This is a genomic window from Lysobacter sp. GCM10012299 (assembly GCF_042649405.1).
Taxonomy (GTDB): Bacteria; Pseudomonadota; Gammaproteobacteria; order Xanthomonadales; family Xanthomonadaceae; genus Lysobacter_J.
Genome location: NZ_JBHRZC010000004.1, coordinates 323,983 through 349,446, shown reverse-complemented (window position 1 = coordinate 349,446; position 25,464 = coordinate 323,983). Strand labels below are relative to the sequence as shown.

Sequence of the window (25,464 nt, the reverse complement as noted above, 5' to 3'; positions counted from 1 at the left end):
TGCAATCCTCACGCCCCTCGGCTTAAAGTGCACGGATCCAGGATGGACGAGGAGGGCGGAGATGAGGACAGACCCCTTGGGTGGTGTGCGTCAGCAGGGCCGGCCGCGGCGCGGTTTCGGTGGCATGCGCTGGTGGATCCTGATCCTGTTTGCCGGCTACGCCGCCTGGCAGTGGTTCGGCAGCGCCAAGGTCGACCCCTACACCGGCGAGACCGCGCACTACGGCACCACCGCCGAAGAAGAAGTGCAGCTCGGCGCGCAGGCGTTCCAGCAGGTACTGGGTGATGCCAATGCGCAGGGCGCGCTGTTGCCCGCCAATGCCCAGGTCAGCCAGCAGATACGCGAGATCGCGCAGCGCCTGATCGCGCGCGTGCCGCAGGTGACCTCGGCCCTGGCGGCGCAGAACAAACAGGAAGTGCCGGTCGACTTCCAGTCGTTCCAGTGGGACGTCGCGGTGATCCAGTCCGACCAGGCCAATGCGTTCTGCCTGCCCGGCGGAAAGATGGCGGTCTACACCGGCTTGCTGCCGGTGGCGAAGAACGCCGACGCCATGGCGGTGGTGATGGGCCACGAGATTGCCCACGCGCTGCTGCGCCACGGCTCGCAGCGCATGGCGCAGCAGAAGCTGGTGCAGATGGGGCAGATGGCGGCCGGCATGGCCATGGGCGGCATGGACCCGGGCCAGCAACAGGCGATCATGGCCGCGCTGGGCGCGGGCGCGCAGTACGGGCTGATCCTGCCGTACGGGCGCAATCACGAGACGCAGGCCGACAAGGTCGGGCTGATGCTGGCGGCGGCGGCCTGCTACAACCCGCAGGAAGCGATCCCGCTGTGGGAGCGCATGTCGCAGCTGGAGGGCGGCGGGCGTCCGCCGGAGTTTGCCTCGACGCACCCGGACCCGGCCAATCGCATCCAGGTGCTGCAGTCGCTGATGCCGCAGGCGGAGCAGTTCCGCGCGCAGTACTGCAAGTAGTGATGTGATCCCCTTCTCCCCTTGTGGGAGAAGGTGCCCCGAAGGGGCGGATGAGGGGAGGCGCGCAGCGCTAACCCTCTCCCTGGCCGCATTGCGGCCTGTCCCTCTCCCACAAGGGGAGAGGGTTTTTGGGCTTAGCGCTTGGTGTCGGCTTTCGGCTTGCTGCTGTTCGCGGCCGGCGGGTTCGGGCTCTGGCCGACCGTGCTCGACAGGTTGCGCTGGAACTCGTTCCACATCGCCAGGTTGCGCTCGGTGAGCTGGTTCATCAGCGCCCACGGAGTCTGGCCGAGGATGCCGCCCATCTGGTTGCGGAACTGCTGCTGCTGGTCGAGGAAGACCTGCATCGAGCGCTCCAGGTAGCTGCCCATGAAACCCTGCAGCGAGTCGCCGTAGAAGCGGATGATCTGGCTCAGCAACTGCGTCGACAGGACCGGCTCCCCGTCCTGTTCGTGTTCGGCAATGATCTGCAACAGCACCTGCCGGGTGAGGTCGTCGCCGCTGCGCGCATCGCGCACCTCGAACTCCTCGCCGTCGACGATGAGCTGGCGCACGTCCTCAATGGTGATGTAACTGGAAATCTCGGTGTCGTAGAGCCGGCGGTTCGGATACTTCTTGATGACGCGCATCGATGCCATGGAGCATTGGCTCTAAATCGTGGTGCTTCGCAGCATGGCGCAGGCCGGCAGGGCTTGCAACTGGCGCAAGGCACTCCCGTGGGGTGAATGGGGGGCGCGGCCCGGCGGTGGCGTGCAGGGCAGGTCGGCAGCGACCGGCCGATCAGCGACCGGTCAGGTCGGTCGCCGCCAACGCGCGACGACTCACCAGCCCATGTGGTGGCCGCCGTTGATGTCGAGGTTGGAACCGGTGATCCAGGCCGCCTCTTCGGCAACCAGGAACGACACCGCGTAGGCGATCTCGTTCGGCGTGCCCAGGCGTCCGGTCGGGATCTCGGCGACGATCTTGGCGCGCACTTCCTCCGGCACCGACATCACCATGTCGGTCGCGACGTAACCAGGCGAAACCGTGTTGACGGTGATGCCGAAGCGGGCGTTCTCGCGCGCCAGCGAAATCGTGAAGCCGTGCATGCCGGCCTTGGCCGCGGCGTAGTTGGCCTGGCCGTACTGGCCCTTGAGTCCGTTGATCGAGCTGATCTGCACGATGCGGCCCCATTTGCGCTCGCGCATGCCTTCGATCACCGGGCGGGTGACGTTGAAGCAGGAGTTGAGGTTGGTGCCGATCACCTCGTTCCACTGCATCGGCGTCATGCGATGGAAGGTCGAGTCGCGGGTGATGCCGGCGTTGTTGACCAGCACTTCGATCGGGCCGAGGTCGCGCTCGATCTGTTCGATCAGCGCCTGCGCCTGTTCGGGCGACGAAACGTCGCCTTGGGCGAGCGCCACCTCGACGCCGCGTTCGCGCATCTGCGCCTGCCAGGCCCGTGCCCGGCCTTCGTCACGGTAGTTGGTGGCGACCCGATGACCCGCCTGCGCCAGGCGCTGGACGATCGAACTGCCGATGCCGCCGGTACCGCCGGTGACCAGGGCTACGCGTGACTGCATGAGGTCGTCTCCTTGTGTGCCGACCGCTCGGTCGCGGCCGGTGAATGCGATTCTAGGGGGTGGTGCCTAGGGGAATGGTGATGTGCCCGCAGCGTCCATGGTGACCGGCGCAAATGACAACTCGCGCGCGGGCGGCGCCTGCGCCGGGATGGAAGCGGGCACGAACGCGGCCACCGCACGGTCGAGCAGGTCGGGCAGGGTGCCGGCATCGGCGAGCACCGACGGGTCCTGACCGAGGCGCTGCCACGCCGCGCGCAGGGTGGGCAGCGGGTTGTCGCGGTCGACCGGCTGCGCCGCATCGGACTTGGACAACTTGCGCCCGTCCGGCCCGAGCACCAGCGGCAGGTGCGCATAGCGCGGCGTCGGCAGGCCGAGCGCGCGCTGCAACAGGATCTGGCGCGGCGTCGAGTCGAGCAGGTCGGCGCCACGCACTACGTCGGTGATGCCCTGCTCGGCATCGTCGACGACCACCGCCAGCTGGTAGGCCCAGTAACCGTCGGCGCGACGCAATACAAAGTCGCCCACGCTGCGCGCGACATCCTGGCGGTAGCTGCCGACGACGAGGTCGTCGAACGCGACGACGCTGCCATCGGCGACGCGCAGGCGCACCGCCGGGTCGGGCCGTTCCGGCCGTGCCACGCAGGCGCGGTGGACACCGGCGGCGACGATCAGGTCGGTGCGGCTGCAATGGCAGTAAAAGGCGCTGCCTTGCTCGAGCAGGCGGTCGAGTGCGGCCTGGTAGAGGTCGCTGCGCCGGCTCTGCCAGACAACGTCCTCGTCGGCATGGAGGCCGAAGGCCTCAAGCGCATCGAGCTGGCGACGGGCGGCACCGGGCACTTCCCGTGGTGGGTCAAGGTCTTCGACCCGTACCAGCCAGCGTCCACCCGCCTGACGGGCCAGCAACCAGCTGCCGAAAGCGGCCAGCAGTGAGCCAAAATGCAGGTCGCCGGTAGGCGAGGGCGCGAAGCGGCCGCGGTAGGTGGCGGGCGTAAGGGTCACTGCGGACTCGTCTGGCAAAGCGCGCGCGTGGGGTTTCACTTGAATTCAACGCCAGCGTGCCACATTTTCCCTTGGTAACGCGCATGGTGCGCGAAAGGTTCCTGTCATGTTCAAACGCATCGCCCTGTTCCTCGCCACCAACCTGGCGGTCCTGGCCCTGCTCAGCGTCGTGATGGCCGTGCTCGGACGCATGGGCTACAACCTGTCGGGCCAGGGTGGCCTGTTGGTGTTCGCCGCCGTGTTCGGCTTCGGTGGTTCGCTCATCTCGCTCATGACCTCCAAGTGGATCGCCAAGCGCAGCACCGGCGCCCACGTCATCGAGCAGCCGCGCAACGAGTCCGAGCAGTGGCTGGTCAACACCGTCCGCCGCCAGGCCGAGGCCGCCGGCATCAAGATGCCGGAAGTGGCCATCTACGACGGTCCGGAAATCAATGCGTTCGCCACCGGCCCCAGCCGCAACAACTCCCTGGTCGCGGTATCGACCGGCCTGTTGCGCGCGATGAACCGTGACGAGGCCGAAGCCGTCCTCGGCCACGAAGTCAGCCACGTCGCCAATGGCGACATGGTGACGATGGCGCTGATCCAGGGCGTGCTCAACACGTTCGTGATCGTGCTGGCGCGTGTCGTCGGCCGCGTCATCGACAGCTACCTCAGCGGCAACCGCGAGGGCGGCCCGGGCATTGGTTACTACGTGATCGTATTCGTGCTCGACATGATCTTCGGCCTGTTCGCCAGCATGATCGCGATGTGGTTCTCGCGTCACCGCGAGTTCCGCGCCGACGCCGGCGGTGCCCGCCTGGCGGGCCGCGACAAGATGATCGCCGCGCTGCAGCGCCTGTCGCAGACCTACGGTGAAAGCACGCTGCCCAAGACCGTCCAGGCCTTCGGCATCAGCGGTGGCGTCGGCCACGGCCTGCGCCGTCTGCTGATGAGCCACCCGCCGCTGGAAGAGCGCATCCAGACGCTGCGCAACGCGCCGCTCGAGCAGGTGCGCGGCACCGTGGTGAGCTGATCGCGGCTTACCGGGCCAACGAAAAAGCCCGCCGATTGGCGGGCTTTTTTTTGCCGTCATCCCGGCGAACGCCGGGACCCATCTGCGGGTTCAGAACTCGTAGTCCATCACCGGCCCCGGCGGTGCCAGGAAGTTGCCCTGCGCATAGTCGATGCCCGCGCCGAAGAGGATGCTCATGCTGCCCGCATCCTGGACGAACTCGGCGATGGTGATCTTGCCCAGCTCGCGTGCCTTCTCGGCAATCTCGCGCACGCGCTGCTGGTGGTCCGGATTGGCGGTCAGGTCTTCCATGTAGCTGCGGTCGATCTTCAGCAGCGCTGCGTCGAAGTGGCTCAGCAGCTGGAACGAGTTGAGGCCGACGCCGAACTGCTCCAGCCCCACGCGCACCCCGTACTGGGCGACCTTGGCCTGGAACTCCTGCGCCGCGCGCAGGTGCGTGAACACCTTCGACTCGGGCAGCTGCAGCACCAGCTGGCGACCGTCGGCGCCGTGCCGCGCCAGCTGCTCCTGGATGAACTGCTGCAGGGTGTTGTCCTGCAACGACGCCTGGGTGATCTTGACCAGCATCGTGGTCTGCTTGCCGGCGCGGATGCGCTCGCCGATCACCGCGATCGCCTTGCCCACGACCCAGCGGTCGATTTCCCACAGCAGCCCGTGCTCCTCGGCGATCTGCAGGAAGGTGAGCGGCGGGACCAGCTCGCCGTGCTCGCCGCGCAGGCGCAGGTAGGCCTCGTACATCTCGATCGGCTCGCCATGCAGGCCGATCAGCGGCTGGTAATCCATCACGAAGCGATCAGCGTCGAGCGCATCGCGGATGCGCGTGACCCAGGCTTCGACGCGCTCTTCCTCGGCGCGGTCGGCTGCGCCCGGGTCGAACAGGTCGGTGCGGTTGCCGCCGACGCCGCTGGCCGACTGCACGCACTGGCTGGCCTTGCCGAGCACGGCGGTCACGCTGGCGATTTTTTCGCCAATCAGAACGCCGCCGATGCTGACGGTGGTGCTGAGCGAGCGGTCGGCCGTTTCCAGCACGTGGTCGGCGAATGCCGCCCGCAGGCTTTCGGCCAGGCCCATGCTGTTCTTGTGGTTGCTGTTGCTGGTGAGCACGGCGAACTGGTGCTCGCCGAAGCGCGCCGCCACGTCGTTCGGGCCCAGTGCGGCGCGCAGGCGCTGCGCCATCGCCGCGATCAGGGAGTCGGCGGCGTCCAGGCCGATGTCCTGGAGCAGGCGGTTGAAGTGGTCGGGCTCGATCAGCAGCAGGCCATGGTGGGTGGCGTTCTGCGCGGCATCGGCAACGGCATCCTCGAGCGCGCGCAGGAACGTGGCGCGGTTGAGCAGGCCGGTGACCTGGTCGCGCTGGCGCAGCTCCTCGACCTCGCGGGCGAGCTCGGGGTCGATTTCCTGCCGACGCAGGATCACCTGCAGGCAGGACTCGCCTTCGTAGCTGGCCTGGGTGAACTCCATCGAGGCCGGGAAATGGCTGCCGTCCAGGGTGCGGGCCTCGGTCTCGTGGCGCGGCGGGGCCTCGCCCTTGCCGATCTGCTTGAGCAGTTGTTTGAAGCCGTCGACCTTCTGCGGCGCGATCAGGTCGAGCAGGGACATGCCTTCGATGTCTTCGAAGGTCTCGAAGCCGAAGATTTCCAGGTACGCCGGGTTGGCGCGGATGTGCATGCCTTCGTGGATGTAGGCGATCGGCTCGCGCGAGGAGTCGATGAGCGAATCGCAGCGGCGCTCGGTTTCGCGGACCTGCGCTTCCAGGCGGCGCAGCGAGCGGCGCGCCTCGAGGTCGGCCCATTCGCGACGGACCCGGCTCTGGATGTGGTCGGCGTGGCCGCGCAGGATCACGCCGCGGGCGCCGAGGGTGAACATCTCGAGCAGGCGCGTGTCGTCGATGCTGTCGATCAGCATCAACACCGGAAGGTCCTTGGCGCTGGCGTCGACCGCCTGCATGACCTTGGTGATCGGCACGACGCGCGCCTCGCGCGCCGCCAGCACGATGTCCGGCGGGTGCTGCCCGATCATGCTGGCCAGTTCGGCCTCGTTTTCTGGTCGCGACGGGCGCACCGCGATACCGCTGTTGCGCAGCCCGCTGACGATGGCCTCGGCTGCTTCGACGCTATCGTCGACGATCAGCAGGCGCAGCGCCGTATCTTTGCCGAATTGCATTGCGTCACCTCCCCAAGCCGGTTTTATGACACGAACCGCGGGACGAGTCCACGCGGCAGGGGCGGAAACGGGACGGGTGCCGGTTTAGGGGGCGGGGTTTCATGGGGCGGTCATGGTTGCAGCGGACGCTTGCCGGGATCGCCGGCCACTTCGCGCACCAGCCGTGGCACGAGATAACCCGACAGGCGCGCCGCCAGTTCGCGGTGCAGGCGCAGGGCGGCCTCGTCGCTGATCTCGAAATGGGCCGAGCCCTGGACGCGGTCGAGCTGGTGCAGGTAGTAGGGCAGGACGCCGGCGGCGAGGCCGCGTTCGCTCAGTTCGGCCAGGGCATCGACGGAGTCGTTGACGCCGCGCAGCAGGACCGCCTGGTTCAACAGGGTGGCTCCGGTGCTGCGCAGCCGTGCCAGCGCCGCATCGACGTCGGCATCGAACTCGTTGGCGTGGTTGGCGTGCAGCACCACGGTGACCGGCCAGGGCAGCGACCGCAGCCAGCCCAGCAGGGCGTCGTCGACCCGCTCGGGCAGCACCACGGGCAGGCGCGTGTGCACGCGCAGGCGCTTGAGGTGCGCGATGCCGGCCAGGGCGTCGGTCAGCTCCGCCAGCTTCGGCGTGGCCAGCGACCAGGGGTCGCCGCCGGACAGAATGACCTCGTCGATGTCGTGGTCCTGCGCGATCAGCGCCACCGCCTCGCGCCAGCCGCCGGCAGCGGCGGTTTCCTCGGCGTAGGGAAAGTGGCGGCGGAAGCAGTAGCGGCAATGGATCGCACAGCTGCCGGTGGTGACCAGCAGGGCGCGGCCGCGGTACTTGCGGATCACGCCATTGCCGGCCTTGGCCGCGCCGTCACCGACCGCGTCGAGGCTGAATCCCGGCATCGGCTGCATTTCCGCATCCAGCGGCAGGACCTGCCGGAGCAGCGGATCGTTCGGGTCGCCGTGGCGCATGCGGGCAACGAAGCCGCGCGGAACCCGCAGCGGGAACTGGGCCGCGGCCTCGTCGGAGATGGCCAGGCCAGCGTCTTCCAGCCCCAGCAGGGCGAGCAACTCGCGTGAATCACGCACGGCCTCGCGCCACAGCTGTTGCCAGCGTTGTGCGACGGGCGTGTGGGGAAGGGCGGCGGGCTGCACTGCGATGGGGGCTGCGGGTATCATGTCGGACCGGTTTTCCTTGCGCCGCGGCCTCGGGCCCGGCACAACAACCCGCCATTCTAGCCGCTGCAGGGGTCCCGATGATCCCGGCCGCCGGCGCCAAGACACCTTTTCATCTAGTAGCAGGAGTTGCACCCATGGCCACCCTGGGCATGAACGACGTCAAGAACGGCCAGAAGATCCTGGTCAACAACGACCCGTGCATCATCACCGACACTGAATACGTCAAGCCGGGCAAGGGCCAGGCCTTCACCCGCGTGAAGTACCGCAGCATCAAGTCGGGCCGCGTGGTCGAAATGACCATGAAGGCGACCGACAGCGTCGAGCAGGCCGACGTCGTCGACACCGACATGCAGTACCTGTACTCCGACGGCGAGTACTGGCACTTCATGAACCAGGAGTCGTTCGAGCAGGTCCAGGCCGACAAGGCCGGCATGGGCGGCGCCGAGAAGTACCTCAAGGGCGAGGAAGACTGCGTGGTGACGCTGTGGAACGGCACCCCGATCGCAGTGCAGCCGCCGAACTTCGTCGAGCTGAAGATCGTCGAGACCGATCCGGGCGTGCGTGGCGACACCTCTGGCGGCGGCGGCAAGCCGGCGACGCTGGAAACCGGCGCCGTGGTCCGCGTGCCGCTGTTCGTCGGCCAGGACGAAATCATCAAGGTCGACACCCGCTCGGGCGAGTACGTCAGCCGGGTGAAGTGACGATTTGGCCCGTGGCCGCTTCGCGGCCACGGCTTCGCCCAATCGTCATCCCGGCGAAAGCCGGGATCCAGGCGTCCGCGCAGCGGGCGTGCAGTTGAACGGCATCCCGGCGCAAGCCGGGAATGACGGAACAAGGACCCCCATGCATCCCGACACCCGCCCCGAAGCCTGCGACCTGTTGATCGAAGCCGGATGGGTGGTGCCGGTCGAGCCGCACGGGGTGGTCCTGGAGGACCATGCAGTGGCCGTCCGCGATGGCGCCATCGTCGCGTTGCTGCCGACCCGCGAAGCGCGCACGCGGTTCATCGCCACCGAGACCGTCTCGCGGCCGGAAGCGGCCTTGATCCCGGGCCTGATCAACGCCCACACCCACAACCCGATGACGCTGCTGCGCGGCATAGCCGACGACCTGCCGCTGATGGAGTGGCTGCAGGGCCACATCTGGCCGGTGGAAGGCGCGGTGATCGGGCCGGAGTTCGTCGCCGACGGCATCGCCCTGGCGATCGCCGAGATGCTCCGCGGCGGCACCACCTGCGCCAACGAAAACTACTTCTTCCCCGACGTGCAGGCCGCGGTCTACAAGCGCCACGGGTTCCGTGCGCGCGTCGGCTTGCCGGTGATCGATTTCCCGACCGCGTGGGCGAAGTCCTCCGACGAGTATTTCGACCGTGCCGGCGAAGTGCACGACCAGTGGCGCGACGACGCCCTCGTCAGCACCACGTTCGCGCCGCACGCGCCGTACACGGTGTCGGATGCGAACTTCGAACGCATCCGCATGCTGTCCGACCAGCTCGACGTGCCGGTGCACCTGCACACGCACGAGACCGCGCACGAAGTGGCCGAGTCGCACGAGAAGCACGGCCAGCGCCCGCTGGCGCGCCTCGATCGGCTGGGCCTGGTCAACGACCGCCTGATCGCCGTGCACATGACGCAGCTGAACGACGCCGAGATCGAGCTGTGCGCGCAGCGCGGCGTCAGCGTCGCCCATTGCCCGGAATCCAACCTCAAGCTGGCGTCCGGGTTCTGCCCGGTCGGCAAGCTGCAGAAGGCCGGCGTCAACATCGCCATCGGCACCGACGGCTGCGCCAGCAACAACGACCTGGACATGTTCGGCGAGACCCGCACGGCCGCGCTGCTGGCCAAGGCGGTCGCATCGGACGCGTCGGCGCTCGATGCGGCCAGCGCGCTGCATGCGGCCACGCTCGGCAGCGCACGCGCGCTGGGCTATGAAACCAGAGTCGGCTCGATTGAGGTCGGCAAGCAGGCCGACCTGGTCTGCATCGACCTGGACCAGATCGAGACCCAGCCGCTGCACCATGTGATCTCGCAGCTGATCTACGCGACCGGGCGCCAGCAGGTGAGCGATGTCTGGATTGCCGGACAGGCCAAGCTGCGTGGGCGCATGCTGGTCGACATGGACGAGCAGGCGCTGGTCGCCAATGCCAAGCAGTGGCGCACGCGGATCGCGGCGATCAGACTGTCGTGACGCGGCAGAATTTTTCCCGAGGTTCGAAGGCATGAGCGCTTCATCCCAATCCAGCGACAGCAACTTCAACCAGGCCGAGCTCGACAAGTTCGGTGCGCTCGCGCAGCGCTGGTGGGACCCGCAGGGGCCGCAGAAGGCGCTGCATGCGCTCAATCCGGCGCGACTGGGCTACGTCGCCCAGCGCACGTCGCTGCGCGGCGCACGCGTGCTCGACGTCGGCTGCGGCGCCGGCCTGCTCAGCGAGGCGATGGCGGGCGAGGGCGCGCAGGTCACGGCGCTCGACCTGGCCCCCGAGCTGGTCAAGGTCGCGCGCCTGCATGGGCTTGAGACCGGCGTGAAGGTCGACTACCGGCTGCAGTCGGTGGAGTCGCTGGCCGAGGAGATGCCGGGCCAGTTCGATGCCATCACCTGCATGGAGATGCTCGAGCACGTGCCCGATCCGGGGTCGATCATCCGCGCCTGCTCGACGTTGCTGCGTCCGGGCGGACGCCTGTTCCTGTCCACGCTCAACCGCACGCCGGCGGCGTTCGCCCTGGCCATTGTCGGTGCCGAGTACGTGGCCCGCGTGCTGCCGCGCGGCACCCATCAGTACCGCGATTTCATCAAGCCTTCCGAACTTGGCGCGTGGCTGCGCGCCGCCGGCATGCAACTGGAAGACGTCAGCGGCCTGATGTACGAGCCGTGGCGCAACAGCGCCCGCGTGATCGGCCGCACCGACGTCAATTACCTGGCGTGCGCGCGCAAGCCGGACGCCTGAACCATGCCGGCACACGCTTTTCCTCGCGCCGTCCTGTTCGATCTCGACGGCACGCTGCTCGACAGCGCGCCGGACATGGTCGCCGCCATCGATGCCATGCGCGCCGCGCGCGGCCAGCCGCCGATGCCGCTCGACCAACTGCGCCCGCATGTCTCGAAAGGCGCACGGGCGATGGTCGCGGCGGCATTCCCGCACGTGGATGACGCGCAGCGCGAAAGCTGGATCCCGGAATTCCTGGGGCATTACGAGCGCGAGCTCGGGCGCCATGGCCGACTCTTCGACGGTGTCGATGCGATGCTTTCTGCGCTCGAAGCGGCCGGCAGCACCTGGGGCATCGTCACCAACAAGCCCGAATACCTGGCCCGCCAGCTCATGCCGGTGCTGGGCTGGGAGCAGCGCTGCGCGGTGCTCATCGGTGGCGACACCCTGGCAAGGCGCAAGCCTGACCCGTTGCCGCTGACCGTTGCTGCCGAGCGCATCGGCATCGAGCCGTCGCAGTGCATCTATGTCGGCGACGACGAACGCGACATCCAGGCGGCTCGCGCCGCCGGCATGCCGTCGGTGGTCGCGCTGTGGGGCTATCGCCTCGACGGCGACGATCCGGTGGCATGGCAGGGCGACGTCATGATCGAAACCGCGGGCGAGCTGGTCGACGCCGCCACCTGGCCGGTGCCGCGATGAGCGAGCCGATGCCCGCGGCGGGCGACGGTGCAAGCCTCGACGCGCTCGACAGCTTCCTCGACAAGTTCCGCGCGCGCTGGCCCGAGTGGGCGGTGGTACAGGTGTTCGTGCCGCAGGCGCAACGCGAGGTCGCCCTGGCCTGGGCGACGCTGTTGCAGGAGCTGACCGACGCGGCGTGGGGCGGCAGCGATGCGCGCCCGGGCGAGGCCAAGCTGGCGTGGTGGGCCGAAGAACTGCGCGGCTGGACACTGGGCGCACGACGTCATCCGCTCGGCATCGCCCTGCAGAAGCTGCCGGCACCCTGGCTGACGCTGGCCACCGCGCTGCCGTATCTGCGCGAAAGTCGTGAGCGCCCGCGCGATCGCGATGACGCTTTTGCTTCGCTGCGACCGTTCGCGCATGCCGTCGCGGTCATCGAGTCGTCGCTGTTCGCCGGCGTGGCCGAGTCGTCGGACCGTGTGGAACAGGCCGAAGTGACCGTCGCCGCCGGCCTGTTGTATTCGCGACTGGCGCACGTCGGCGAGGCCGCCGCGCCGCTGGCGACGCTGGCCCGTGCCGGCAGCCAGCCGGTGGCCAGTGCCTGGGCGGCCGAGCTGCTGCAGGGCTGGCCCGCCGCGCGGGCTGCCACCCTGCCGCGCCGGGTGTGGTCGGCGCTTGCCCGCCAGCGCCTGCGCCGGGGTGATGCGGCGCTGCCGCTGCCGCCCTGGAGCGCGGTCCTTGGCGCCTGGCGTGGCGCCCGAGGCTGAAGAACGTGGCCCGCAGCTGAGGCCGGCAGCGGCCCATCCCAGCGGCGGCCCCGCAACGGACTGTTGCAGGGCACCGCGGCGAGGCGGTCACGGCTGGCCGCTACAATGGCCCGGCTTGCGCTCCCCCGCGCCAACCCCATATCCCTTGCCGTGACCACGATCCCGCAAACCCCGCGCCGTCTGCCCGATGTCGCCTTCGACGCCGCCGCCGCGGCGCGACCGCTCGACTGGGTCGGCATGTCCAACATCGCCCTGCCGCTGCGCGTGGCCTCGGCCAATGGCGAGACCATGACCGTCGCCGCCTCGGTCGACGTCTCGGTCGACCTCAAGGACGCCAACGCCCGCGGCATCCATATGTCGCGGATGTACCTGCAGCTGCAGAACGCCTTCGCCAGCGAGACGGTCACGCCGGCCGGCCTGCGCCGCGTGCTGCAGACGCTGATCGACAACCAGGGCGGCATTTCCAGTGCCGCACGGCTGGTGGTCCGCTACGAGCAGCTGCTGTTGCGCCAGGCCCTGGCCAGCGACAACGCCGGCTGGAAGCGCTATCCGGTCGAGATCGACGCCAGCCTGCGCGAAGGCCATCTGCACCTGGCACTGCGCTTCGCGGTCGAATACTCCAGCACGTGCCCGGCTTCGGCGGCGCTGTCGCGCCAGCTCAATGCCGACCGCTTCGCCGAGGATTTCGCCGGCGCCCGGCCGCTGTCGAACGCTGTCGTCGGCGAGTGGCTGGCATCCGAGCGTGGCCTGGCCGCAACCCCGCACGCGCAGCGCAGCCGCGCCGACGTGCGCGTCGAGCTGCGCCCGGCGTTCGACGAACTGCCGCTGGCGGCGCTGATCGACGCCCTCGAGCAGGCGCTCGGAACCCCCGTGCAGACTGCGGTCAAGCGCGAGGACGAGCAGGCCTTTGCCCGCCTCAATGCCGAAAACCTGATGTTCTGCGAGGACGCCGCCCGCCGCGTCGCCGCCGCCCTGTCGGCCGATCCGCGGATCGAGCGTTTCGACGCCGAAGTGGCCCATTTCGAAAGCCTGCACGCGCACGACGCAGTGGCGCGGGTCAGCGGCCAGGGCGCGCAGGCGTAACGCCAGCCCCCCCTTGTGACGGGCCGCAGAGCGGCCCTTATTCGACGATAGGCACGCCCGCTCCGCCGGGCGGTTTCGCGACGGTCGTCTCAGTTGGGCTATGCTGACTGCGAAACCAGGGGCCGGTCCGGATCATGGGGAAACCCGCGCGTCGGTGGTGGCAAGCCGCAGTTGCCGTGTTGGGAATGCTGGTGGCGACCTCAGTGTCGGCGCAGCCTTTCGACGTGGCGCGCATGGAAGGCGATCCGCTCCCGGTGCAGGTGCTGGCAGGCGAACTTGACGGCGAGTTCGCCCAGGTCGAAGGCCAGTCCGTATACGAGACCTCGTCGCAACCGCGCTGGTGGCGACTGACCGCGCGCGAAGCAGTGGCACCGGCCGACGCGCCCAACCTCGTGCTGCGCTTCCCTCACCTCAACCAGGTCGAAGTCTGGCGACCCGGCGAAGCCATGCCGGTGCGCCGTGGCCTGATCGGTGATGTCGCCGATCGCACCGTCTCGACGCGGGCGCTGGTGGTTCCGCTGCCGCAGGGCCTGGCGACGGGCGAGCAGATCTACCTTCGGGTGCACATGCTGAGCCCGACGCCGATGCCGGTGGACGTCGAATCGCTGGCAGACGTCCATCGCCACGACCTGCGCCACGTCGCCCTGCGCACGCTGGTGCTGGGCACGCTGCTGGTGCTGGCCATGCTCGCCTTCGGTTTCTGGATCGGCATCGGCGAACGCAGCTACGCCTATCTGTGCATGGCCATGCTCGCCCAGGCGCTGTACCAGGCCTGCATTGGCGGCGAACTGCGGATCCTGCCCTGGCTGGCCGACCTGATCGGCTACGACCCGCGCGTGGGCCGCATGTTCGGCATGCTGACGGTGCTGGCGAGCAACAGCTTCCTGGCCTTCTACCTGAGCCTGCCGGATCGGCAACCGCGCCTGATGCGCGCGCTGCATTGCTGCAACGGCGTGCTGCTGGTCCTGATGCTGGCGACGGTTGCCAGCGCCGCCAGCGCGATTGCACTCACCGCCAACCTGGTGCTGCTGGCGTCGGCGGCGATCATGTTCGTGGCCAGCGTCGTCGGCAGCTTCCAGCGCCAGCGCGAAGCCTATTTCATGCTGCTGTCGTGGTCGCCGATGGTGGTGCTGGTGATCCTGCGCATGGGCGAACTGCTAGGCGGCTGGCGCAACCCGGAATGGCTGGAATACGCACTGCCGATAGGCTTTGCCCTGGGCGGACTGGTGCTGACGATTGGCCTGACCGACCACATGCACCAGCTGCGTCGCGACCGCGACCATGCCAGCCGCCTGGCGACGTACGACGTGCTCACCGGCGCGCTGACGCGATCGGCGATCGAAGAGCGGCTCGAGGCGCTGGTCGAGTCGGCGCAGCGCGGCCGTCGACCGTTGTCGGTGGTGTTCTTCGACGTCGACCATTTCAAGAAGATCAACGACGAGCACGGCCACCGCATCGGCGACCAGACCCTGCGCATCATCTCGTTGCGCACGCGCAACCGCCTGCGCACCTACGACATGGTCGGCCGCTTCGGCGGCGACGAAATCCTGGTGGTGCTGCCCGATACGCAACTGCGCGAAGCGCTTGGCGTCGCCGAGAACCTTCGCGTGTCGGTCAATTGCCGGCCGCTGTCGATCGACGGCCGCCTGTTCCCGGCCACGCTCAGCCTGGGTGTCGCCGAGCTGCATCACGGCGAGAGCGTCGAGAAGCTGCTCGAGCGCGCCGATGCGGCGCTTTACGCGAGCAAGGAGACGGGGCGCGATCGCGTCACCGGCTACACCGCCTCGCGGTTGCGCGCGACTGCCGCGACGGTCTGACGCCGCGGCGGCGGTTTGTCACTTCGCCGCGGAAGACGAGCCGCTGTCGTGCTCGAGCACCAGCAACGGATCCATCCGCACGTCGAACCAGTTCATGCCCCAGTGCAGGTGCGGCCCGGTGGCGCGGCCGGTGGCGCCGACCTTGCCGATCACCTGGCCCTGCTCGACGCGGTCGCCGACCTTCACGTCGATACGCGACAGGTGCAGGAAATTCGAACTGACGCCATGGCCGTGGTCGATCAGCAGCGTGCCGCCCGTGAGGTAGAGGTCCGGTGCGGCAAATGTCACCACGCCCGCCGCAGGTGCCTTGATCGGCGTGCCGGTCGGCGCGGCGATGTCCATGCCCGAGTGCGGTGACTTGGGCGTGCCGTTGTAGACGCGCTGGTTGCCGAAGCGCCCGCTGATGCGGCCCTGCACCGGCCAGATGAATGTCTGTGCGTAGTCGTCGCGGTCGTCGTCGCGCACGCGCGCGGCGGTGACCTGCGCCTGCTCGCGCTCGATGCGCGCGGCGACTTCCGGCGGCGGGTCGACGGTCTTGGGCGGCACGCCGTTGATGTTCTCCACCGGCCAGTCGCGCGCGGAAACGGCGATGGTGTTGACCACCGCGTCGCCGTTGCCGTCGGTGATCTTCACCGAGAGCGGGCCGGTGGCATCACGGCCGACGCCGAACGCAAAGGTTCCATCCGGCGAAACGCGCAATCGACGACCGTCGTATTCGACGATGGCATCGGGCGCGGCAAGACCGATCACCAGCGAGCCTTGCGGCACGCTGGTGGGCAGGAACGCGGCGTGGAACTTCTGCGACTGCTGCGCCATGGCGGCGCCGGACAACGCCAGCACCGCGAGTACCGCCGCGACGCGCAATCTCATCGATCGAAGGCCAGGCGCTGGCCCTGCGGTGTGCCGACCAGGCGCCGGCCATCCCAGACCAGCTCGCCATTGACCCAGGTCGAGGCGATGCGGGAACGGAACGTGGTGCCCTCGAATGGCGACCAGCCGCACTTCGACAGCACGTCCTCGCGCTGCACGGTGAACGGCGTGTCGTCGATCAGCACCAGGTCGGCGGCGTAGCCCTCGCGCAGGAAGCCGCGGTCCTGGACATCGAACAGCTGCGCCGGCGCATGGGCGAACTTCTGCACGACCTGGGCGGTGCTCAGGCGGCCTTCGTGGACCAGCTCCAGCGCGGCATTGAGGGCGTACTGCACCAGCGGCAGGCCGCTCGGCGCGGACGGGTAGGGACGTGCCTTTTCTTCCAGCGTGTGCGGTGCGTGGTCGGTGGCAAGCACGTCGATCACGTCATCGGCCAGCGCCTGGATGATCGCCTCGCGGTCGCTGGCATCCTTGATCGCCGGGTTGCACTTGATCAGGTTGCCAAGGCGCTCGTAGTCGGCGCGGTCGAAGCGGGTGAAATGGATGCAGGTCTCGGCGGTGATGCGCTTGCGGGTGCCGTCGCCGCGCAGCAGCGGGCCGCGCTCGAACAGCGCCAGCTCGTCGGCGGTGCTGATGTGCAGCACGTGCAGGCGCGAGTTGTGCTTCTTCGCCAGCGACAGCGCCAGCCGGGTCGACTTGATGCACGCTTCGCGCGAGCGGATGTCGGGGTGGCATGCAGGCGGGATGTCGTCGCCGTACTTGGCCTTGTAGCGGGCCATTTCGGCATCGATCATCGGCGTGTCTTCGCAGTGCGTGATGATCGGCGTCGGCGCGTCGCGGAAGATGCCGTCGAGGATGTCCGGGTTGTCGACCAGCATGTTGCCGGTGGACGCACCCATGAACACCTTGATGCCCGGCGCCGTGCGCGGGTCGAGCGACTGGATTGCGGCGAGGTTGTCGTTGCTCGCGCCCATGTAGAAGCCGAAGTTGCCCCAGGCGCGGCCGGTGGCGCGCTGGTACTTGTTCTCCAATGCCGCCGCATCGAGCGTGGGCGGGTTGGTGTTGGGCATGTCCATGAAGGTGGTCAGGCCACCGGCCACGGCCGCGGCCGACTCGGTCGCGATGTCGGCCTTGTACTCCATGCCCGGTTCGCGGAAATGCACCTGGTCATCGATCATGCCAGGCAGCAGTCGGCGACCGCCGGCGTCGACCACGGTTTCGCCATCGCGGGCGGACAGTCCGCTGCCGATCTGGGCGATGCGGCCGGCTTCAATGCGCAGGTCGCCATCGAACTCGCGACCTTCGTTGACCAGGCGGGCGTTGACGATCAGTGTCGACATGAGTGTTTTCCGTGGAGGGGCTCAGGCACCGGATCGTGCCCGCCGGGATGCAGGGGATGGCAGCGCAGGATCCGCCGGACGGCCAGCCAGCTGCCCTTGAGGGCGCCGAAGCGGGCGACCGCCTGCATGGCGTATTCCGAGCAGGTGGGATGGAAGCGACAACGCGGCCCCAGCAGTGGACTGATCCAGCGCTTGTAGCCGCGGAGCATGGCAATGAGGAGGCGGTCGATCACGATTCCTTAATGCGGTCAAGCACTTGAATATGCGGTTGCCGCAGGTGCCGGGGCAGGGTATAACAGCGCGCTTTCCCGTCACAAGGCTTCAGGTTCGAACGGCCCGTCGTGGCTCGCTTGAACCGTGCGGAACCGGCACGATGTATGGCTCCGTACCGGCATTCCGGCAGTTGTACGCCGCGATGCAAAGTGGGGCATGCTGTGGCCTTAGCACGCTGGCCTTAATTCAGCCTTCGAACCCAGGTTCGGAGGTCCTCAGGGGAACAGAAGGACAAGTCGCTCGTGGCAGTGAAAAAAACCGCGAAGAAGGCCGCCAAGGCCGTCAAGAAGACCGTCAAGCCGGCCGCAAAGAAGGCTGTGTCCAGCAAACCCGCAGCGAAAAAGGCGGTCGCCAAGAAGCCGGCCGCCAAGAAGGTCGCCAGCAAGAAGCCGGTCGCCAAGAAGGCGGCTCCGGCCAAGGCTCCAGCGAAGAAGCCGGCTGCCAAGAAGGCCGCGGTCGCCAAGAAGGCGCCGGTCAAGAAGGCGGCCGTCGCCAAGAAACCCGTCGCCAGGAAGGCGGTACCGGCCAAGAAGCCGGTCGCCAAAAAGGCGGCGCCCGTGAAGCCGGTCGCCAAGCCGGCAGCCGTCAAGACGGCAGTAGCAAAGCAAGCTCCCGCGAAGCAGGCCGCCCAGGCCAAGCCCGCGCCGAGCAAGGCCCTCCCCCGTAACGAGGGCAAGCCCGCCGCCAAGCCGGAGAGCAAGCCCGTCGTCGTCAAGAAACCCGCACCGCGTCCGGCCACCAAGTCTGCATCGGTGGAACCGGTCGTAAGCAAGCCTCAAGTTGCCAAGAATCCAGTGACGCAATCCGCATCCAACAAGGCGCCTGCGAAAGCGGCGGCCGCCAGTATCCCAGCGACCAAAACCGCTCCACGTCCGACGGGCAAGGTTGCCGTCGCCGTCGTCGCCAAGCCGCAGGCCCCTGCGCCGAAAGGCAAGGTCAAGGTCGTGCCGTACACCACCGATGAATCCAGCGGACGCCCCATCGTCCCGACGGGCTATCGCCCGGCGACCGACGAGGAGTACATGAATCCGCTCCAGCTCGAGTATTTCCGTCAGCGCCTGCTGCGTTGGCGCACGGATCTGGTCGAGGAGTCCAAGCAGACGATCGAGAACCTCAAGGACGAAGTCCGCGATGTCGGTGACGAAGCAGAACGCGCCACCCGCGAGACCGAGAACTCGCTGGAGCTGCGTACCCGCGATCGTTACCGAAAGCTGATCAGCAAGATCGACAGCACGCTCAAGCGTGTTGATTCGGGCGATTACGGTTACTGCGTCGACACCGGCGAGGAAATCGGCCTGGAGCGTCTCGAGGCGCGCCTCACCGCCGAGCGCACGATCGATGCGCAGGAACGTTGGGAGCACTTGCAGAAGCAGATGGGCGACTGAGCCTGGCGCTTCAAGCAGACGAAAAAGCCCGGCCTTGGCCGGGCTTTTTTATTTCCTGGGCTCGTCATTCCCGCGAAGGCGGGAACCCATGGACGTTGCTTTGGCTTACTGCAGATCGCGCAGATCCAGCCGTCGCAGCTTCGGTGCCAGCTTGGCCGTCGCGCCGACCACGGCCAGCGTCATGCAGCCACCGAAGATCACCGACGGCACCAGCCCGAGCAGGCGCGCCGCCACGCCGGATTCAAACGCGCCCAGCTCGTTCGACGAACCTATGAAGATGCCGTTGATCGAGGACACGCGCCCGCGCATGTGATCAGGCGTGGCCAGCTGGAGGATGGTCGAGCGCAGTACCACCGAGACGCCGTCGCACATGCCCGACAGCATCAGCATCAGCGCCGACAGCCACAGGTGGCGCGACAGCGCGAAACCGATGATGCACAGGCCGAAACCGGCCACCGCCACCAGCAGCACGCGGCCGGCATGGCGTTGCAGCGGCCGTCGGGCCAGGTAGATGCCGACCAGCACGGCGCCGGCTGCGGGCGCTGCGCGCAGCAGGCCCAGCGCTTCCGGACCGTAGTGCAGGATCTCGTTGATGAACGCCGGCAGCAGCGCCACTGCGCCGCCGAACAGCACCGAGAACATGTCCAGCGCCTGTGCGCCCAGCACGACCTGGGTGTTGAAGACGAAGCGTAGGCCTTCGCCGATGCTCTTGAACACCGGTGCGCGTTCCGCCGGCCTCGGCGGTTCGGTCACGCGCACGGCGATCACGGCGATCGCTGCGGCGAGGGCGAATCCGGCGGCCACCAGGTACGCCGCCGTCTTGCCGCCCCAGGCGACCAGCAGGCCGCCCATCGCCGGGCCCATCACCAGGCCGGTCTGCATCACCACGCTGCTGACGCCGGCGCCGCGCGCGAACTGCTCGCGCTTGAGCACGCGCGCGAACAGCGACATGTACACCGGCGCCAGGAACGCGCGGACCACGCCGTTGACGGCGATGGCCGCGTAGATGGTGAGCGTGCCGAAGCCGGCGATCCCGGCCGGCAGTACTTCCGCCGCGACCCCCGCCAGCGTCAGCGTCGTCACCAGCAGGCCCAGGCACGCCGCCATGCCGAGCTTGCGCCGTGGCAGGTGGTCGACGGCGTAGCCGGCGAACAGGGCGAAACAGAAATACGGAATCACTTCGGCCAGGCCGATCAGGCCCAGCGCGAACGGATCGCGGGTGAGTTCGTAGACGTGCCAGCCGACCGTCACCGCGACGATCTGGTAGGACAGCATCGCCAGCAGGCGATAGGTCAGCAGGCCGGTGAAACCGCGGTTGCGCAGCAGCTCGGAGACGCCCGGGACGGGCAGGGCGTCAGCGTCGGCGGTCACAGCCGCTGCCGGGCCTGTTCGCGGATGAAGCCGAGCAGGGCGGCAAGGCCGTTGCTGCGGGTGGGCGAGAGGTGCTTGGCCAGGCCGATGTCGGCGATGTAGTTGGCATCGGTGGCGGCGATCTGCGCCGCGCTGCGGCCCGAGTACACGCGCAGGGCCAGGTAGATCAGGCCCGAGACGATGGCCGAATCGCTGATGGCGTGGAAGTCGAGGCGATCGGCGTCGCCCTCGACCACTATCCACACCATCGACTGGCAACCGTGCAGCCGGTTGGCTTCGGTCTTCCACTCGTCCGGCAGGTCGGGCAGCTTGCGACCCAAGTCGATCAGATACTGGTAGCGCTCCGACCAGTCGCCGAAGAAGGCGAACTCGTCGCGGATCGCATCCTGCGCCTCACTCGGCGTTGCTTCGATCGGGAAGGGGCTGGCGGGGGCGGCGATGGCGTTCATTACGGGCAATTTTACGCCTCAGGCCCGCTTCCAGCGCACGCCCTGCGCCGTGTCCTCGAGCAGGATGCCTTCGCTGGCGAGCTGGTCGCGGATGGCGTCGGCGCGGGCGAAGTCGCGCGCCTTCTTGGCCGCGATGCGCTCGTCGATCAATGCCTGGATGCGGCCGTCGTCGTCGTTGCTGGCGCCGCGCGAGAACCACTGCGCCGGATCCTGCTGCAGCAGGCCCAGGGCGAGACCGGCGCCGAGCAGCTCGCCCTTCAGGCGCGCGCGCTCGTCGGCCGATTCGGCCTTGCGTGCATCGCCGGCGATGCGGGCGATCTCTGCCAGCACCTGCGGCGTGTTGAGGTCGTCGTCGAGCGCGGATTCGATGCCGGCCGGAATCGTCAGCGGCGTGGCCACCGTGCAATCGGCCAGATCACGCAAAGTCCCGTAGAGGCGGTCGAGCGTGCGCACGCTCTGCTCGATCAGCGCGTCCGACCATTCCAGCGGCTGCCGGTAGTGGGCCGAAAGCAACGCCAGGCGCAGCGCCTCGGGCGGGTATTCGCGGACCAGGTCGTGCACGCGCTGGATGTTGCCCACCGACTTGGCCATCTTGGCGCCGCCGAAGTTGAGCATGCCGTTGTGCAGCCAGTGGCGGGCGAAGATCCGGCCGCCGTGCGCGCATTCGCTCTGGGCGATCTCGTTCTCGTGGTGCGGGAACTGCAGGTCGACGCCACCGGCGTGGATGTCGATGGTCTCGCCCAGGTGGGCGGCGGCCATCGCCGAGCACTCGATGTGCCAGCCCGGGCGGCCGCGGCCCCAGGGCGAATCCCAGCCGGGGAGGTCGTCGGTGGACGGCTTCCACAACACGAAGTCGCCAGGGTCGCGCTTGTAGGGGGCCACGTCGACGCGGGCGCCGGCGAGCATTTCCTCGGGATCGCGGCGCGAAAGCTTGCCGTAGTCGGGGTAGCTGGCGACCGAGAACAGCGCGTGGCCTTCGGCGGCGTAGGCATGGCCGGCCTCCATCAGGCGCTCGATCATGGCGATGATCTGGCCGATGTGGGCGGTGGCTTCCGGCTCCAGGTCCGGGGCCTTCACGCCCAGCGCCGCCATGTCCTCACGGTAGGCGGCGGCGAAGCGGCTGGTGATCGCCGAGATCGGCACGCCCTGTTCGCGGGCGGCATTGTTGATCTTGTCGTCGACGTCGGTGATGTTGCGGGCGTAGGCCAGCGCGCCAAAGCGGCGGCGCAGCAGCTCGGCCAGCACCCCGAAAACGACCGGGCCGCGGGCATTGCCGATATGGACGAAGTTGTAGACCGTGGGCCCGCACACGTACATGGTCGGGCGGGCGGGGTCGAGGGGCACGAACGGCTCGACCCGTCGCGTCAGGCTGTTGAAAAGGTGCAGGCTCATGGGGGGTACCGCCGGAGTTACGGCCATTCTAGCGGCTGATCGAGGATGCCTGCGCTTACCGATGGCCCGGCCTCGGGCGGAGGACCGGTCCACCTTGCCATTCCGGCCGGTAGTCTAAAGGCGGGGTTCAGACCTCGCCCCCGGTCTGCGCTTACAATTTCTAAACAATTATGACTCCGCGAGTGTGATGGACCGTCCAGTTCCGCTTCCTGCTGCCGTGACCTGGACTGTCCTGCTCGGACTGGTGCTGGCTGCCTGGCCCGGCGTGGAGGCGAGGGCGCAGAACACGGTCATCCAGGCTGAGAACGTCCGCTTCGACTACGCCCAGGTACTGCGGGTGACACCGGTCTACCAGACGCTCAAGGCCAACACGATCGAGCAGAAGTGCGAAGGCGACTCGCGCCTGTCGCGGGTGGTGGGCGCGGTCAAGGAAGCGCTGACCCGCGAAGAAAAAGAGCAGCAGGAAAGCAAGTGCAAGCCGGTGACGGTGGAGCGCGAGTACCGCCGCCCGATCGCCTACGACGTCGACTACACCTACAAGGGCGCCAAGTTCCGCTCGCGCCTGGCCGAGGATCCGGGCAACCGCCTGCGCATCCGGGTGTCGGTGACGCCGGTCGTGGCGCCCGCGGGCGACCGCTGAGCGCCGATCCGGTCACGCTGCGGCCCCAAAGCTTGCACCCGCAGCGGGTGCATGCGAGCATGCGCGCCTCAATGAACGCCCACTACGCCGACGCCGACGTCCTGACCTCCGCCTACATGGCGGCGGGGATGACCTCGCGTGCTCGCCGACCGCATACCTGCCATCCAGCTGGGTAACGGTCACTAGCGCGTCTTGAAACAGACGAAGTGACACACGAAAAGCCCAGCCTACGCGCTGGGCTTTTTTGCTTTCAGGGTTTGCTCCAGGGCCCGCACCGCACCCCACCTTCCTCCCCATTCGATCACCGGAACCGCACGCGATGACCGCTCTTGGCAACAGGCACTTCCTCAACACCCAGGACTGGCCGCGCGCCGACCTCGACGCGCTGCTGGCGCAGGCCGCCGCGTTCAAGCGCAGCAAGGCCGGCGAGCAGCTCAAGGGCAAGTCGATCGCCCTGGTGTTCTTCAATCCGTCGATGCGCACCCGCACCAGCTTCGAGCTGGGCGCGTTCCAGTTGGGCGGCCATGCCGTGGTGCTGCAGCCGGGCAAGGACGCGTGGCCGATCGAGTTCAACCTCGGCACGGTCATGGACGGCGACACCGAGGAGCACATCGCCGAAGTGGCCAGGGTGCTGGGCCGCTACGTCGACCTGATCGGCGTGCGCGCGTTCCCGAAGTTCGTCGACTGGCAGTACGACCGAGAGGACATCGTCCTCAAGAGCTTCGCAAAGTACTCGCCGGTGCCGGTGATCAACATGGAGACGATCACCCATCCGTGCCAGGAGCTGGCGCACATCCTCGCGCTGCAGGAACACTTCGGCACCACCGACCTGCGCGGCAAGAAGTACGTGCTGACCTGGACCTACCACCCCAAGCCGCTCAACACGGCGGTGGCCAATTCCGCGCTGACGATCGCCACGCGCATGGGCATGGACGTCACCCTGCTGTGCCCGACGCCGGACTACATCCTCGACCAGCGCTACATGGACTGGGCCGCGCAGAACGTCGCCGAGAGCGGCGGTTCGCTGGCCGTCAGCCATGACATCGAAAGCGCCTACACCGGCGCCGACGTGGTCTATGCGAAAAGTTGGGGCGCGCTGCCGTTCTTCGGCAACTGGGGCCCGGAAAAACCCATCCGCGACCAGTACAAGCACTTCATCGTCGACGAGGCGAAGATGGCGCTGACCAACAACGGCGTCTTCAGCCACTGCCTGCCGCTGCGCCGGAACGTGAAGGCCACCGATGCAGTGATGGATTCGCCGCAGTGCATCGCCATCGACGAAGCCGAGAACCGCCTGCACGTGCAGAAGGCCATCATGGCCGCGCTGATCGGCCGCTAAGAAAACCTATTGCCCTCACCCCATCCCTCTCCCGCAAGCGGGAGAGGGGGCAAAATTGAAAGAGAGACTGAAATGAGCAAAGACATCGTCCTCGCCTTCTCCGGCGGCCTCGACACCAGCTTCTGCGTGCCTTACCTGAAGGAGCGCGGCTGGAACGTGCACACCGTGTTCGCCGACACCGGCGGCGTCGATGCCGAGGAGCGCGCCTTCATCGAAGAGCGCGCGGCCGAACTGGGCGTCGCCTCGCACGTCACCGTCGATGGCGGCCCGGCGATCTGGGAAGGCTTCGTCAAGCCGTTCGTCTGGGCCGGCGAGGGCTACCAGGGCCAGTACCCGCTGCTGGTGTCCGACCGTTACCTCATCGTCGAAGCCGCGCTCAAGCGCTGCGAAGAGCTGGGCACCAAGGCGATCGCCCACGGCTGCACCGGCATGGGCAACGACCAGGTGCGTTTCGACCTGGCGGTGAAGGCGCTGGGCGACTACGAGATCGTGGCGCCGATCCGCGAGATCCAGAAGGAGCACACCGAAGTCCGCGCCTACGAGCAGAAGTACCTGGAGGAGCGCGGCTTCGGCGTGCGCGCCAAGCAGAAGGCCTACACGATCAACGAGAACCTGCTCGGCCTGACCATGTCCGGCGGCGAGATCGATCGCTGGCAGGCGCCGGGTGAAGGCGCCGTGGGCTGGTGCAAGCCGCGCAGCGAGTGGCCGACGCAGCCGCTGCGGGTGAAGGTGAGCTTCGTCAACGGTGAAGCGGTTGCCCTCGATGGCGAGAAGATGGACGGCCACAAGATGCTGGCCAAGCTCAATGGCCTGTTCGCGCAGTACGGCGTCGGCCGTGGCCTGTACACCGGCGACACCACGATCGGCCTGAAGGGCCGCATCATTTTCGAGGCACCGGGCCTGACCGCGCTGCTGACCGCGCACCGTGCGCTGGAAGAAGCCGTGCTGAGCAAGCAGCAGAACCGCTTCAAGCCGGACGTGGCGCGCAAGTGGGTGGAGCTGGTGTACGAAGGCTTCTTCCACGATCCGCTCAAGACCGACCTGGAGGCATTCCTGCAGTCGAGCCAGTCGACCGTCAACGGCGACGTGGTGATCGAGACGCAGGGCGGCCTGGTCAGCGCGGTGGCCATCGAGTCCAAGCACATCCTCAATGCCAAGGGAGCGACCTATGCGCAGGCGGCGGACTGGGGCGTGGCCGAGGCCGAAGGCTTCATCAAGCTGTTCGGCATGAGCAGCACGCTGTGGGCCGAGATCAACCGCAAGTAATTGCACCAAGAACA

The 25,464-nt window shown here is 68.0% G+C and carries 24 protein-coding genes; 13 read left to right on the top strand and 11 right to left on the bottom strand.

The annotated features are described in order from the left end of the window. The first annotated feature begins 61 nt into the window (after positions 1 to 61). Positions 62 to 973 carry a M48 family metallopeptidase gene (locus ACFOPO_RS12725; protein WP_386703582.1) on the top strand — a complete coding sequence of 304 codons (912 nt, stop codon included), beginning with the start codon at positions 62 to 64 and terminating at the stop codon, positions 971 to 973. Positions 974 to 1,107: 134 nt separating this feature from the next. Here ACFOPO_RS12725 and phaR read toward each other — a convergent pair whose 3' ends face one another. The 3 genes from phaR to gluQRS all read right to left on the bottom strand — a co-directional run bounded on the left by phaR (position 1,108) and on the right by gluQRS (position 3,531). After that, positions 1,108 to 1,608, bottom strand: coding sequence for a polyhydroxyalkanoate synthesis repressor PhaR (gene phaR / locus ACFOPO_RS12720; protein WP_386703581.1), 501 nt, complete (start codon positions 1,606 to 1,608; stop codon positions 1,108 to 1,110). 183 nt (positions 1,609 to 1,791) lie between these two features. Then, a complete protein-coding gene (gene phbB, locus ACFOPO_RS12715; protein ID WP_386703580.1) occupies positions 1,792 to 2,532 on the bottom strand; it encodes an acetoacetyl-CoA reductase in 741 nt (246 codons plus the stop codon). A 66-nt stretch (positions 2,533 to 2,598) separates the two neighbouring features. Beyond that, positions 2,599 to 3,531 (bottom strand): tRNA glutamyl-Q(34) synthetase GluQRS, encoded by a 933-nt coding sequence (gene gluQRS / locus ACFOPO_RS12710; protein WP_386703579.1) that lies wholly within the window; start codon positions 3,529 to 3,531, stop codon positions 2,599 to 2,601. Between the two features lie 106 nt (positions 3,532 to 3,637). Between gluQRS and htpX the strand changes: the two genes are divergently transcribed. Next, positions 3,638 to 4,543, top strand: a complete 906-nt coding sequence (gene htpX, locus ACFOPO_RS12705; protein ID WP_386703578.1) for a protease HtpX — start codon at positions 3,638 to 3,640, stop codon at positions 4,541 to 4,543. Between the two features lie 90 nt (positions 4,544 to 4,633). Here the strand turns inward: htpX and ACFOPO_RS12700 are convergent, their stop codons facing one another. After that, positions 4,634 to 6,706, bottom strand: coding sequence for an EAL domain-containing protein (locus ACFOPO_RS12700; protein WP_386703577.1), 2,073 nt, complete (start codon positions 6,704 to 6,706; stop codon positions 4,634 to 4,636). A 110-nt stretch (positions 6,707 to 6,816) separates the two neighbouring features. Continuing rightward, positions 6,817 to 7,854: an EF-P beta-lysylation protein EpmB gene (gene epmB / locus ACFOPO_RS12695; protein ID WP_386703576.1), complete on the bottom strand. Its 1,038-nt coding sequence runs from the start codon at positions 7,852 to 7,854 to the stop codon at positions 6,817 to 6,819. 134 nt (positions 7,855 to 7,988) lie between these two features. Here epmB and efp point away from each other — a divergent pair, with 134 nt between their 5' ends. The 7 genes from efp to ACFOPO_RS12660 all read left to right on the top strand — a co-directional run bounded on the left by efp (position 7,989) and on the right by ACFOPO_RS12660 (position 15,125). Continuing rightward, positions 7,989 to 8,555 (top strand): elongation factor P, encoded by a 567-nt coding sequence (gene efp / locus ACFOPO_RS12690; protein ID WP_386703575.1) that lies wholly within the window; start codon positions 7,989 to 7,991, stop codon positions 8,553 to 8,555. A 142-nt stretch (positions 8,556 to 8,697) separates the two neighbouring features. Next, a complete protein-coding gene (locus ACFOPO_RS12685; protein WP_386703574.1) occupies positions 8,698 to 10,041 on the top strand; it encodes a TRZ/ATZ family hydrolase in 1,344 nt (447 codons plus the stop codon). 31 nt (positions 10,042 to 10,072) lie between these two features. Further along, positions 10,073 to 10,798, top strand: a complete 726-nt coding sequence (ubiG, locus tag ACFOPO_RS12680; protein WP_386703573.1) for a bifunctional 2-polyprenyl-6-hydroxyphenol methylase/3-demethylubiquinol 3-O-methyltransferase UbiG — start codon at positions 10,073 to 10,075, stop codon at positions 10,796 to 10,798. A gap of 3 nt (positions 10,799 to 10,801) precedes the next feature. Further along, the gene (locus ACFOPO_RS12675) at positions 10,802 to 11,479 is read left to right on the top strand and encodes a phosphoglycolate phosphatase (RefSeq protein WP_386703572.1); all 678 of its coding nucleotides are present in this window, start codon (positions 10,802 to 10,804) and stop codon (positions 11,477 to 11,479) included. Beyond that, complete coding sequence (locus ACFOPO_RS12670) at positions 11,476 to 12,225, top strand: phytoene/squalene synthase family protein (RefSeq protein WP_386703571.1); 750 nt, start codon at positions 11,476 to 11,478, stop codon at positions 12,223 to 12,225. Before ACFOPO_RS12675 ends, ACFOPO_RS12670 begins: the two co-directional genes overlap by 4 nt. A 150-nt stretch (positions 12,226 to 12,375) precedes the next feature. Further along, positions 12,376 to 13,308 (top strand): GTP cyclohydrolase FolE2, encoded by a 933-nt coding sequence (gene folE2, locus ACFOPO_RS12665; protein WP_386703570.1) that lies wholly within the window; start codon positions 12,376 to 12,378, stop codon positions 13,306 to 13,308. A gap of 191 nt (positions 13,309 to 13,499) precedes the next feature. Beyond that, the gene (locus ACFOPO_RS12660) at positions 13,500 to 15,125 is read left to right on the top strand and encodes a diguanylate cyclase (protein ID WP_386703569.1); all 1,626 of its coding nucleotides are present in this window, start codon (positions 13,500 to 13,502) and stop codon (positions 15,123 to 15,125) included. An 18-nt stretch (positions 15,126 to 15,143) separates the two neighbouring features. Here ACFOPO_RS12660 and ACFOPO_RS12655 read toward each other — a convergent pair whose 3' ends face one another. Genes ACFOPO_RS12655 through yidD form a run of 3 tightly spaced genes read right to left on the bottom strand, consistent with a single transcriptional unit; the run spans position 15,144 to position 17,544 of the window. Continuing rightward, positions 15,144 to 15,995, bottom strand: coding sequence for a M23 family metallopeptidase (locus ACFOPO_RS12655; RefSeq protein WP_386703568.1), 852 nt, complete (start codon positions 15,993 to 15,995; stop codon positions 15,144 to 15,146). Next, complete coding sequence (locus ACFOPO_RS12650) at positions 15,992 to 17,335, bottom strand: dihydroorotase (protein WP_386703567.1); 1,344 nt, start codon at positions 17,333 to 17,335, stop codon at positions 15,992 to 15,994. The genes ACFOPO_RS12655 and ACFOPO_RS12650 overlap by 4 nt, the downstream gene beginning before the upstream one ends. Further along, positions 17,323 to 17,544 carry a membrane protein insertion efficiency factor YidD gene (yidD, locus tag ACFOPO_RS12645; protein WP_386703875.1) on the bottom strand — a complete coding sequence of 74 codons (222 nt, stop codon included), beginning with the start codon at positions 17,542 to 17,544 and terminating at the stop codon, positions 17,323 to 17,325. The genes ACFOPO_RS12650 and yidD overlap by 13 nt, the downstream gene beginning before the upstream one ends. A 306-nt stretch (positions 17,545 to 17,850) precedes the next feature. Here yidD and dksA point away from each other — a divergent pair, with 306 nt between their 5' ends. Beyond that, on the top strand, positions 17,851 to 18,993 hold the full coding sequence (gene dksA, locus ACFOPO_RS12640) for an RNA polymerase-binding protein DksA (protein ID WP_386703566.1): 1,143 nt from the start codon (positions 17,851 to 17,853) through the stop codon (positions 18,991 to 18,993). 105 nt (positions 18,994 to 19,098) lie between these two features. Here the strand turns inward: dksA and ACFOPO_RS12635 are convergent, their stop codons facing one another. Genes ACFOPO_RS12635 through cysS form a run of 3 tightly spaced genes read right to left on the bottom strand, consistent with a single transcriptional unit; the run spans position 19,099 to position 22,205 of the window. Further along, a complete protein-coding gene (locus ACFOPO_RS12635; protein WP_386703565.1) occupies positions 19,099 to 20,364 on the bottom strand; it encodes an MFS transporter in 1,266 nt (421 codons plus the stop codon). Further along, positions 20,361 to 20,813 (bottom strand): SufE family protein, encoded by a 453-nt coding sequence (locus ACFOPO_RS12630; protein ID WP_386703564.1) that lies wholly within the window; start codon positions 20,811 to 20,813, stop codon positions 20,361 to 20,363. The genes ACFOPO_RS12635 and ACFOPO_RS12630 overlap by 4 nt, the downstream gene beginning before the upstream one ends. 18 nt (positions 20,814 to 20,831) lie before the next feature. Beyond that, the gene (gene cysS / locus ACFOPO_RS12625) at positions 20,832 to 22,205 is read right to left on the bottom strand and encodes a cysteine--tRNA ligase (protein WP_386703563.1); all 1,374 of its coding nucleotides are present in this window, start codon (positions 22,203 to 22,205) and stop codon (positions 20,832 to 20,834) included. 187 nt (positions 22,206 to 22,392) lie between these two features. Here cysS and ACFOPO_RS12620 point away from each other — a divergent pair, with 187 nt between their 5' ends. The 3 genes from ACFOPO_RS12620 to ACFOPO_RS12610 all read left to right on the top strand — a co-directional run bounded on the left by ACFOPO_RS12620 (position 22,393) and on the right by ACFOPO_RS12610 (position 25,450). After that, positions 22,393 to 22,845, top strand: coding sequence for a hypothetical protein (locus ACFOPO_RS12620; RefSeq protein ID WP_386703562.1), 453 nt, complete (start codon positions 22,393 to 22,395; stop codon positions 22,843 to 22,845). Between the two features lie 319 nt (positions 22,846 to 23,164). Next, positions 23,165 to 24,184, top strand: a complete 1,020-nt coding sequence (locus ACFOPO_RS12615) for an N-acetylornithine carbamoyltransferase (RefSeq protein ID WP_386703561.1) — start codon at positions 23,165 to 23,167, stop codon at positions 24,182 to 24,184. Between the two features lie 72 nt (positions 24,185 to 24,256). Continuing rightward, entirely contained in the window at positions 24,257 to 25,450 is a 1,194-nt protein-coding gene (locus ACFOPO_RS12610; RefSeq protein WP_386703560.1) for an argininosuccinate synthase, read from the top strand. Positions 25,451 to 25,464: the final 14 nt, after the last annotated feature.